Origin of the sequence: Streptomyces sp. NPDC056486 (assembly GCF_042795295.1) — a bacterium.
Lineage (GTDB): Bacteria > Actinomycetota > Actinomycetes > Streptomycetales > Streptomycetaceae > Streptomyces.
This window is the reverse complement of the sequence record NZ_JBHTSF010000205.1, coordinates 1-9,886: the sequence shown is the minus strand read 5'-3', so window position 1 is coordinate 9,886 and position 9,886 is coordinate 1. Positions and strand designations below refer to the sequence as shown.

Genomic DNA, 9,886 nt, shown 5'->3' with positions numbered 1-9,886 from the left:
TCCTCTCGCGCCGCCGCGGGGGGGGGGGGCGGGGGGGGCGCCCCCCCCGGCGGCGGCCGGGGCTTTCGCCCCGCCTCCAGGCCCCCCCACCCCCCCCGCGGCCCCCCCGTTTTACCGCCCCCGGGGCCCCCCGCTGCTGGGGGAAGCACCTGCGCGATGTACAACGACGGGGGATCGCGTCAGGCGCTGCGGGGGGTGGCTGTGATGGCTCTTGTAGTGCCCGAACTCTGCTGTTCCTGCTGCTCGCCGGGCCGGCCGGGGTCACCGACCAGCTGGTGGTCACGCCGGTCGAGATTGACGAAGACCATCCCGTACCGAATGGCACACCGCACGGGCTGCGGGGCGCCGCGCGGCTTGCGGAGGCACCGGTAGGCCCGGATCTCCTCCTCGTCGTCACGGGTGACGACCACCGGCTCACCGAGAAGCGTGACCATCAACGAGTCGCCTGCGTGGGGTATCGCGGTGGCAAGATCGATGAAGTGCCAACCTGAGCGGTAGGCGGTGGCCATTTCTCGGCGGAATGTGCGGTCGTCCGGCGGGGTACTCATGCGCCTGCTCCCGCCGGTGCAACGCCCCAGGCAAGGTCACCCGGTAGAGCTGCGACGGAATTCGTGCCGGTGCTGTGGGGGTGGCTTCCCCAGGCGAGATCAAGACTGTTCGCCATGCCCATAACCAGCCCTGCGGAGAAGGTGGTGACAAGCACCGAGCGAAGCATGCGCTTAAACATGGTCGGCTTCGTCCTCACTTGGTAGGTTCCTCTCCCCCGGCTCAACAAGACGATGTCTCAATCGAGCACGTCAAAGCCACAGAGACGATGCATCATGTTCTTGCACGTTCAGGACCCTGGGGGGTGGAGATTTGGTTACATCAAGCGCGAAACCGACACATCCTCACCCTGCAACCCCTCTTTGTGACGAAGGTTCCAGGTTGTACGCCCTCGCGTTGAGCGACGGCCGCCTGCCTCGTTCCAAGGCTGAGAACGCACCCTGCCTACTTGAGTTCGCTCTTCTGCACCCTGACCCGGACGATGCGAACTGGCTCCGCCCGGTTTCTCCGTCCGCCGCTCTCGCACAGCGTCTCCACCCTCTCGAACGGGAGATCCAGGACCGCAGGAGAGTCGCCGTTGAATTGACCGATGTCTTTGAGCCATTCATGGCGATCACCGCCCGGACCGAACCATCGACGCACGCCATCACCGTGCTGGAGGGTGACGCCCGCATCAACGAGGTCATCGAGCGTGCCACAGCGGAGTGCCGTACTGAAGTTCTCACCGTTCAGCCCGGAGGTGGCCGGAGCGAGAACCTTCTCAACGTGGCGATAAAACGCGGCCAGGCAGTCCTCGACCGCGGCATCACGATGCGCACTCTCTACCAGCACACGGCCAGGCACAGCCAGGGGACTCTCGCCTACGCGGCTCATATGGCCCAGGGAAACGTAGAGATCCGGACCCTGGAAGAGTTGATCGACCGATTGATGATCTTCGATCGCACTGTTGCGCTCATACCGGCACGTGACGACCGCCAAGTCGCCTTGGAGCTACGCCACCCCGGCATGGTCGAGTACCTGGCCAAGGTCTTCGAGCAACTCTGGCGTCGCGCCACTCCGCTGGTCGACGAGGCCCCCTACGCCCCCTCCACCGACGGCATCACCGGTGTGCAGCGCACCATTGCCAAACTGCTCATCGAAGGCCACGTGGACGAAGCCATCGCCCGTCGCCTGGGTATGAACGTCCGCACCTGCCGAGCCCACATCGCCAAGATCGCCGCCGCCCTGGGCAGTGGAAGCCGTGCTCAGCTCGGCTACCTGATCGCCCAGTCCGGGATCCTGGACAAGGATCAGTGAACTCGGTCAGGGAGCGAGCGGAACGTGACGATGAAGACTCATTCGCACGGAGCTGACGAGCTGTGTGAGGCGGGCTCCGCCTTGTACGCACTCGCGCTGACCGAGGGCCGCATTCGGAGTGAGGAAGCCGAGCCCGCACCCTGCCTGATCGGCCTCGGCCTCCTACAGGCCGACGCCGAAGACACGCAGTGGCTCCGGCCCACAGCACCCACGGTGGCTCTCCCCCGCCTACTCGAAGGCATCGAAAAGGACATCGCGCATCACCGGCACCGGGGGACCCAACTGGCCACGGCATTCGAGTCACTCATGGCTCTCGCCCCACGCATGCCCACCTCTGAAGGCCCTGCCGCCATCACCGTGCTGCATGGACTTCCCCACATCCAGAAGACGGTGGCACAGGCACTGGCTGACTCCAGCCGAGAGATGCTGTCCATCCAACCCGGTGGATACCGCCCCCCTGAGGCCCTCGCCCAATCCCTTGCCGACGCAAGAGGCGTCCTCGCCAGAGGTGGCCGCATGCGCACTCTGTACCAGCACACCTCACGCCACTCGCTGTCCGTGTTCGGCTATCACGAGCAGCTCCAGGGCGACACAGAGGTCCGCACCCTGGCCGAAGTCACCGAGCGCCTCTTCGTCTTCGACCGCGTCGTCGCCTTCATCCCGGCGAACAGAGACCGCAGTGTCGCGCTGGAGATCCGGCTTCCCACCCTCGTCGAATATCTCGCCACTACCTTCGAATGTCTCTGGAGCCTGGCCACCCCCATGTATCCGCATTCGGCGCAACTGCCGTCGGACAACGACGGCATCACCACCCGGCAGCAAGCCATCGCTCACCTCCTGGTCGACGGCCTCACAGACTCGGAGATCGCCATACGCCTCGGCATGAACGTCCGCACCTGCCGAGCCCACATCGCTAAGATCGCCGCCACCCTGGACAGCCACAGCCGGGCCCAACTCGGCTATCTCATCGGCCGGTCGGGAATGCTTCGACAGAATCACTGACCGGGGGCGAGCACGCCATGGCTGGCGCACACATACCGCACGGGGCCGAGGAGCTCTGCGAGTCAGGTTCGGCCACATACATCCGCGCCTTGCGCGAGAGCCGCATCCTCAGGGACGAAGCTGAACAGGCCCCCTGCTTGATCGATTTCGGGCTCCTCCACCCCGATGTCAACGACATGCGATGGCTACGCCCCACAGCCCCGGCCGTCGCCTTGCCCCGCCTGCTTCGCGTCATCGAGGACCACATAAGCCACCACCGTCGCCGAGAGCAGAACCTGACGGCGGCATTCCAGTCCTTCCTCACGCTGAACGACCGCTCGGAACCGGACTGCGAGCCATCCGCCGTCACTGTTCTGGAAGGCGTCACGCGAATCGACGCGGCAATAGACCAAGCAGTCGCCGGCATCTCTCAGGAGGTACTCACCGTCCACGCCAGTGGCGCAGGCCGTCCCGAGCGCCTGGCAGCTACTCTTCCCCGTGAGCAGAAGGTCCTGTCCCAGGGTGGTCGCGTGCGCGCTCTCCACCAGCGGACCACGCACCAATCACTTCTGATGCTCGCCCACTATGAACAACTGCAGGGCGACGTCGAAGTCCGCAGCCTCGACGTAGTCACCGAAGGCCTCCTCGTCTTCGATCGGACCATGGCTCTCATTCCGGCAAGTAAGAACCCGGATCGCCTGGTTGCTCTGGAAATCCGTCACACCGCCCTCGTGGACTACCTCGCCACCACCTTCGAGCGCCTTTGGCTGCTGGCCACGCCCATGCTTCCGACTGCGACTCCCCAACCCCCGGCGAACGGGATCTCCACCCGCCAACGAGCTATAGCCGGCTTGCTGGTCGAAGGCCTCACCGACACCGAGATCGCCGCCCGCCTGGGCATGAACGTCCGCACGGCCCGCGTCCACATCGCCAAGCTCGCCAACACCCTCGGCAGCAACAGCCGGGCCCAGCTCGGCTACCTCATCGGCGGATCAGGAATTCTCGACGACTAGACGTGGGGGCGCTTTCCTACTCCGGACCGGCGCGTGCGCAACTGCCCCCGAACGCATCACATAGCTTCAGGTAAACGGGAGGAGCCCATCATGCCAGTCGAGCACATATCGCATGGGGTCGAGCAGCTCTGTGATTCAGGCTCGGCCATATACGTCCGCGCCCTGCACGAAGGCCGGATCCGGAGTGAGCAGGCCGAAGCAGCCCCTTGCCTCATCGACTTCGGCCTGCTTCACCCGGACATCGACGACGTTGAATGGCTGAACCCCATCACCCCGGCTGCCGCCCTCCCTCGCCTCCTCCGCACCATCGAGGGCCACGTCACGGAACAGCGTCGGCGGGAAGACTTGCTCACTGCGGCGTTCCAGCCGCTCATGGCCCTGGACCCGCGAGGGTCCGCAGCCTCGGACGACCCCGCGATCACCGTTCTCGACGGCCTGGAACGCATCAGCGCGGCTATCGACCAGGCCATGTCCGACACCACAGAGGAATTCCTCGCCGTCCAACCAGGCGGCACCCGCCCTCCGGAAACCTTGGCCGAAGTCTTCACCCGCGACCAGGCGCTGCTCAGCCGCGGCTGTCGCATGCGAACTCTCTACCAGCACACGACCCGCCATTCGCTGCCCGTTCTCGCCTACTTCGAGCGCCTGGACGGCGATGTCGAAGCCCGCACTCTCGACGAGGTCACCGAACGGCTCTTCATCTTCGACCGCAACGTGGCTTTCATCCCGGCGAACAAAGACCGCAGTCTCGCCCTCGAACTTCGCCACCCTGCTGTGGTCGACTACCTCGCCACCACCTTCGACCGCCTGTGGCGCCTGGCCGACCCCATGTGGCCCAAGTCCTTCCCCCAGCCCTCGGAGAATGGGATAACCGCCCGCCAACGCGCCATCGCGGGACTTCTCGTCGAAGGTCACACCGACTCCGAAATAGCCGCCCGCCTGGGTATGAACGTGCGTACTGCGCGGGTACACATCGCCAAGCTCGCAGCAACCGTGGGCAGTCACAGCCGGGCCCAACTCGGCTTCCGGCTAGGGCAGTCGGGTCTCCTCGATCAGGAACACTAGGGAATCGCACTTCAACCAAGCGACGGCAAGGGCAACATGACCATTGGCCACTACGCACACGAACCCCATGAACTGTGCGGGGAGGGCATGGCCGCGTATGCCCGTGCCCTACGCGACAGCGGTATCAGCTCCCAAGATGTCGCCGGCACTCCCTGCCTTGTCGACTTCGGCCTCCTGCGGCCCGACGCCGACAGTACGCAATGGCTACGCCCCGTCTCACCTTCCGTCATCCTCCCTCAGCTGCTCCAGGGAATCGCGGACGGCATCGCCCATCAGCGCCGCCGTAAAGCGCAGTTGGCTTTCGAATTCGACCGGTTGATATCGCTGGCCCCCAACCAGAACCCCGCTACGGGCGCTTCCGGCGTCGTCGTGCTGAAGGGGTTCCCACGTATCGACGAAGTCATCGACCAAACGACGGCGGCCACCACCGATGAGATCCGCATCATCCAACCGGGCGGCCAGAGACTGCCAGGACATCTGGCCGACTCGCGACCCGTTGAGCAGAGGTTCCTCCAGCGAGGTGGTCGGATACGTACGCTCTATCAACACACGACACGCCACTCGTTGGCGACTTTGGCCCACTACGAACGGTTGCAGGGCAACGTCGAGGTCCGCACTCTGGACGAACTTCCCGAGCGGCTCTTCGTCTTCGACCAGCGGGTGGCGATGATCCCCACACGGGAGGCTCTGGACGTGGCCATACAACTGCGCCATCCCGCAGTTGTGGCTCACCTCGCCGCAGGTTTTGAACTCCTCTGGCGCAGAGCGACTCCCATGTACCCAGCCCCTGCTCCGCTGCCCACGCCTGCGCAGGACGGCATCACCACCCGCCAGCGGGCCATCGCCACGCTCCTCACCGAGGGCCTGACGGACACGGAGATCGCCACCCGCCTAGGCATGAACGTCCGCACCACCCGGGCCCACATCTCCAAACTCTCGACCATCCTCGACAGCCGCAGTCGAGCTCAACTTGGCTACCTCATAGGCAAGTCCGGGATTCTGGGCCCGGAAGTCTGAGCCAACAGGGACCCTCATCGACACGCACAAATAACCGACTTCGCCGCCTTTGTCCCCACCTCAGCGGCATGCAGTGCAACAAGATGACGCTAGCGACGCATCCCCCAGTCAGACCAAAGTGATGTCGGCGGGGAGCCCGACTCGGGTCGACCCGGCGGCAATCGACTGATCGACCCTGTCGAGACTCACGACTGGGGGAGAAATCTTTGCGCCTTATGCGCCATATCCCCAGGGGGGGAAATGAAGAATAGTTCTTTTGCAAACCGAATAATGACCACCACGGCCGCGAAGGGTGTCGTCGTGGCGGCGTTGGCTGCTACGGCTATCGGCTTTACGGCTCCGATGTCGAGCGCCTCCGCCGAGAGGTCGTGGGATGACGGCTGCCGGGGGTACTGGTACTCAACCGCCGGTCACGGGTACTGCAACGACGCAAACACGTGGTATTCCAACGGGTGGTACACGGACTACAACTGCAACAACGAAATCGATGAGCAGCACTACGACAGGCTGCGCAACGGCTACCGGGGTAAGTACGACACCTATGAGTGCACGTTCAAGATAAACCACACGGACTCACACAAGTAGTTCACCAGCACTGGGGTGGGCCCACCGTTCCGTACCGGCGGGCCCACCCCGCAATTGGGGAATTCTATCTATGACGACTTATCCCGTCGCCCGATTGACGGCCCTCACACAGGGGTACGGCCGCCGACGCATCATCGAGGGTCTCGACCTGTCCATCCAGCCGGGGGTCACTGGATTGTTGGGCCCCAACGGAGCAGGCAAGACCACCTTGTTCCGTACCCTCGCCACGATCGCGCCACCACAGAGCGGATCACTGGAGCTCTTCAACAGGCCCGTCACCAGCGAACGGGATGTCCGGCAGGTCCGCCCTCGAATCGGCTACCTACCGCAGGACTTCGGCTACTACCCGGCGTTCTCCGTCACCGATTTCGTCCGCTACTGCGCCTGGCTGCGTGAGGTTCCGTCCAAGAAGGCCAAGTCGGCGACGGAGGAGGCACTGGCTGCCGTCGGGCTGACCGACCGGGCCCGCGATCGTATGAAGTCCCTTTCCGGCGGCATGCTCCGTCGAGCCGGTATCGCCGCAGCCATCGTCGGCTCACCGTCCCTGCTCCTCCTCGACGAGCCCACCGTCGGCCTCGACCCCGCGCAGCGCCTCGACTTTCGTGACCTCATTCGTTCCCTCGCCCGCGCCGGGGCTGCCGTTGTGCTCAGTACGCACCTGGTGGAGGACGTGGGCGCTGCTTGCGACGCTGTCCTCGTGCTCAGCGACGGCCAGGTGGTCCACAGCGGTACGCCCAAGGAACTGGCTGCGCTGTCAACACCGAAAGCTCCGGGAGACAGTCCGCTGGAGCGCGGCTACATGACGGTTCTGGGTAGCCGCGGATCGACCGAGGAAGCAGCATGCTGAACCCATACCGCATTGAGCTGCGACGCTCGCCCCTCCTCACCGCCTTCCCCGTGATGATCGCTGTCGACCTGCTGGTGCTCTTCGGGCGGTCCCAGTACTGGATAGGCGTGTGGCCCGAGGCGAGCGTGGCGGCACAGATCGTCACGCTCTTCCTGGGGCCCGTTCTCGCCGGCGTTTCCGCCTGGCAGGCCGGACGTTCCTCCCGGGCGGGGATGCCCGAGTTCCTTCTTGCGGCCGCTCGGCCGGGCTGGCGGATCGAGGCCGTGAGGCTGGCCGCCACCCTCACGCTCGGATTCCTCGCGTACGGGATCGGGTGCCTCACCGCCGCAGCCGTCTCGCTCGGCGATGCAGGGCCGGGCTTTCTGTGGCCGTCCTACCTGCTGCTCGGCGCCTCGACCCTGATCATTTTCGCGTCCGTGGGGCATCTGGCAGGTCGCTGGTGGCCCTCGGCGGGATTCACACCCATCGTCTGTGCACTGGGCTGCTTCATCAGCATGTTGGCCCTGCCGTTCAAATTCAACGTCCTTGCGGGACCACCGGATACCCACCTGAGCCCGCTACCGGTCGCCCTTCGCCTACTGTGCGCTCTCGCTCTCGCAGTGCTGGCCGTGACGGCACCGCCGCTGAAGAGGAAGGCCGAGCGCCAGACACCCCGCCGGAAACCGCCATGGCACATACGCGGTATTGCCGTCGGCTCGGTGGTCTGTTCCTTCACCGTACTGGCCGCGGTCCCAGCCGCAGGCGATCTGCGTGTGGAGCGTCCTGCCTCGGCCACCACGCCGCTGTGCGACCGTGCCGACGAGAGTGCCCCACGGGTGTGCGTCTGGCCCGAACACCGGAAGTACCTGCCAGAGCTGACGCAGATGGCTCAGCACCTCGACCAGGCGACTCACCCCTGGATCAAGGCCCCCGCTGAATTCTACGAATTCGGGCTCCAGCGAACCGACCTGGGAGACCGAGGCTTCGACATCGCCGAAGGGCACGTACGCACCGCGGCGATTGCCATGGCCGACCAGGTGTTCACCGCATCATTCGGCCGGTGCCGCCCACCCCAGGACGAACGTCGCGCATGGCAGTCCATGGACAATATCCACCTATGGCTCGAATACCAGGCCATGGGGCAAGACCCGGCCGTTGCCGACAAGGGACTCCATGTCGAAGGGGTCAATACCGCCCAGCGCGAGGCCACCAAGGCTGCGCGGATGCCGTCGGCCGAGCAGCGGAACTGGGTCGAGCAGGAGCGCAGCCACGTTCTTCGCGAGAGCTCTTGGTGCAAGCCTGATGAACGGCACTGATCTGCTCCGCTATGCGAGAGTCCACCGGGGCGCGGCGGTCCTCGCCGGGTGCGCGGCTGTCGCCCTTCTGTCGGCGTTCTTCGGTGGTACCGACATCGCGCTTCCCTCCATCGGCAGCGGAGGAGTCACCACAGGCGTGCCTTACCGGCAAGAGCTTCCGCTTCTCTCGGCGGTCTTCCTCTCCGCCGCTCTGGACGGAGCCATGTCGGCACACGATGCAATGGGCGCATCCACGATGCACCGATTGCGCGCCGCTTACTGCGCTGCTCTGACATTGACGGTCTGCGCCTTTTCGTTCGGTGCAGAGGCCCTTGCCAGTGGTCCGGCCTCCGGGATCGTCTTCGTGCGGTCCGTCTTGATCTGGCTGGGCCTCGCACTGCTGTCTGCCCGTGCGATGGGGCAGCAACTCGGCTGGGTCATCCCTCTGACTTCGGTCCTCTTTCTGGTCTGGTACCCCCTCAACTGGTGGGACTGGACGGCTAACCCGGCAACTGACCTCTTCAGTTGGGCCATTGCCGCCATTGCTCTGAGCCTCGGAGTCACGGCGACCGCGGCAACTCCCTGGCGATGTCGTCGCCGAACTCGTCACCAACCTCGGCAATAGACCCTGAGTAATGCCCTCTTCCGGGGTTCGTAAGAGGCGTGTAACAGGGCGTCTTGATCTTTGGAACCTCGGCTTCCGGTGTGATCACATAACAAATGCCCGGGTAACCCCCGGCGCACAAGCACTTTGCGCGGTCGCAACCCACGACCGTGCCAGGTGCGAGACGTATCGCCTACGTCGTCCTTCCCGGTCGTGTGTCACGAGCCCCATGTCACGTGCCACCGCAGGCCGGGACGGGGGGACGGAATCGCGTGGTGTCCCCGCGTCCGTCCCCAAGCAACGGCCGTGCGCCTCGCGGCGCGCGTCCTCCCCCACGAAAGCGAGCGAAAAATGCGCAAGACCCTCAAGAAGGTCGCAGTTGTCGGCGCCACCGTCCTGGCGTTCTCCGGTATCGCCGCCGGAGCGGCTCAGGCCGCGGCGCCGTCGAGGCAGGGCCCGGACATCTACGGAACCGGCAGCATGAACGACTGCAAGGCCCGCGGCCAGGCCATGAAGGACAACGGCGAGATCGTGACCTGGAACTGCATGATCGGCGCCACGGACAACACCTGGGAGCTGACCCCCTACTACGCCAACTAATTCTCCGCAGCAGCAGTAGCGGAAGCAGTAGCGGAAGCAGTAGCAGTAGCAGTAGCTG

11 protein-coding genes are annotated in these 9,886 nt (G+C 65.0%); 10 read left to right on the top strand and 1 reads right to left on the bottom strand.

Annotated elements, in window-relative coordinates; all coding sequences use genetic code 11:
* Positions 1–179: 179 nt before the first annotated feature.
* Positions 180–548, bottom strand: coding sequence for a hypothetical protein (locus tag ACFQ7F_RS41405; protein ID WP_383283143.1), 369 nt, complete (start codon positions 546–548; stop codon positions 180–182).
* Between the two features lie 310 nt (positions 549–858).
* Here ACFQ7F_RS41405 and ACFQ7F_RS41400 point away from each other — a divergent pair, with 310 nt between their 5' ends.
* The 10 genes from ACFQ7F_RS41400 to ACFQ7F_RS41355 all read left to right on the top strand — a co-directional run bounded on the left by ACFQ7F_RS41400 (position 859) and on the right by ACFQ7F_RS41355 (position 9,828).
* On the top strand, positions 859–1,842 hold the full coding sequence (locus ACFQ7F_RS41400; RefSeq protein WP_383283140.1) for a helix-turn-helix transcriptional regulator: 984 nt from the start codon (positions 859–861) through the stop codon (positions 1,840–1,842).
* A gap of 30 nt (positions 1,843–1,872) precedes the next feature.
* Positions 1,873–2,844, top strand: a complete 972-nt coding sequence (locus ACFQ7F_RS41395) for a LuxR C-terminal-related transcriptional regulator (RefSeq protein ID WP_383283155.1) — start codon at positions 1,873–1,875, stop codon at positions 2,842–2,844.
* 17 nt (positions 2,845–2,861) lie between these two features.
* Positions 2,862–3,836 carry a LuxR C-terminal-related transcriptional regulator gene (locus ACFQ7F_RS41390; protein WP_383283137.1) on the top strand — a complete coding sequence of 325 codons (975 nt, stop codon included), beginning with the start codon at positions 2,862–2,864 and terminating at the stop codon, positions 3,834–3,836.
* Positions 3,837–3,926: 90 nt separating this feature from the next.
* Positions 3,927–4,901 carry a LuxR C-terminal-related transcriptional regulator gene (locus ACFQ7F_RS41385; RefSeq protein WP_383283134.1) on the top strand — a complete coding sequence of 325 codons (975 nt, stop codon included), beginning with the start codon at positions 3,927–3,929 and terminating at the stop codon, positions 4,899–4,901.
* 87 nt (positions 4,902–4,988) lie between these two features.
* Positions 4,989–5,918 (top strand): LuxR C-terminal-related transcriptional regulator, encoded by a 930-nt coding sequence (locus ACFQ7F_RS41380; RefSeq protein WP_383283131.1) that lies wholly within the window; start codon positions 4,989–4,991, stop codon positions 5,916–5,918.
* Positions 5,919–6,188: 270 nt separating this feature from the next.
* Complete coding sequence (locus ACFQ7F_RS41375) at positions 6,189–6,503, top strand: hypothetical protein (protein WP_383283128.1); 315 nt, start codon at positions 6,189–6,191, stop codon at positions 6,501–6,503.
* A 70-nt stretch (positions 6,504–6,573) separates the two neighbouring features.
* Positions 6,574–7,350, top strand: a complete 777-nt coding sequence (locus tag ACFQ7F_RS41370) for an ATP-binding cassette domain-containing protein (RefSeq protein ID WP_383283125.1) — start codon at positions 6,574–6,576, stop codon at positions 7,348–7,350.
* A 53-nt stretch (positions 7,351–7,403) separates the two neighbouring features.
* The gene (locus ACFQ7F_RS41365) at positions 7,404–8,645 is read left to right on the top strand and encodes an ABC transporter permease (protein WP_383283122.1); all 1,242 of its coding nucleotides are present in this window, start codon (positions 7,404–7,406) and stop codon (positions 8,643–8,645) included.
* Positions 8,632–9,249, top strand: a complete 618-nt coding sequence (locus tag ACFQ7F_RS41360; RefSeq protein WP_383283119.1) for a hypothetical protein — start codon at positions 8,632–8,634, stop codon at positions 9,247–9,249. Before ACFQ7F_RS41365 ends, ACFQ7F_RS41360 begins: the two co-directional genes overlap by 14 nt.
* A 330-nt stretch (positions 9,250–9,579) precedes the next feature.
* A complete protein-coding gene (locus ACFQ7F_RS41355; RefSeq protein WP_383283116.1) occupies positions 9,580–9,828 on the top strand; it encodes a hypothetical protein in 249 nt (82 codons plus the stop codon).
* Positions 9,829–9,886 lie beyond the last annotated feature (58 nt).

Excerpts from the sequence above, each read along its gene's own strand:
- ACFQ7F_RS41405 (WP_383283143.1), bottom strand. The coding sequence starts at position 548 with ATGAGTACCCCGCCGGACGACCGCACATTCCGCCGAGAAATGGCCACC.
- ACFQ7F_RS41355 (WP_383283116.1), top strand. The coding sequence starts at position 9,580 with ATGCGCAAGACCCTCAAGAAGGTCGCAGTTGTCGGCGCCACCGTCCTG.
- ACFQ7F_RS41380 (WP_383283131.1), top strand. The coding sequence starts at position 4,989 with ATGGCCGCGTATGCCCGTGCCCTACGCGACAGCGGTATCAGCTCCCAA.
- ACFQ7F_RS41370 (WP_383283125.1), top strand. The coding sequence starts at position 6,574 with ATGACGACTTATCCCGTCGCCCGATTGACGGCCCTCACACAGGGGTAC.
- ACFQ7F_RS41365 (WP_383283122.1), top strand. The coding sequence starts at position 7,404 with ATGATCGCTGTCGACCTGCTGGTGCTCTTCGGGCGGTCCCAGTACTGG.
- ACFQ7F_RS41390 (WP_383283137.1), top strand. The coding sequence starts at position 2,862 with ATGGCTGGCGCACACATACCGCACGGGGCCGAGGAGCTCTGCGAGTCA.
- ACFQ7F_RS41360 (WP_383283119.1), top strand. The coding sequence starts at position 8,632 with ATGAACGGCACTGATCTGCTCCGCTATGCGAGAGTCCACCGGGGCGCG.
- ACFQ7F_RS41395 (WP_383283155.1), top strand. The coding sequence starts at position 1,873 with ATGAAGACTCATTCGCACGGAGCTGACGAGCTGTGTGAGGCGGGCTCC.
- ACFQ7F_RS41385 (WP_383283134.1), top strand. The coding sequence starts at position 3,927 with ATGCCAGTCGAGCACATATCGCATGGGGTCGAGCAGCTCTGTGATTCA.
- ACFQ7F_RS41375 (WP_383283128.1), top strand. The coding sequence starts at position 6,189 with ATGACCACCACGGCCGCGAAGGGTGTCGTCGTGGCGGCGTTGGCTGCT.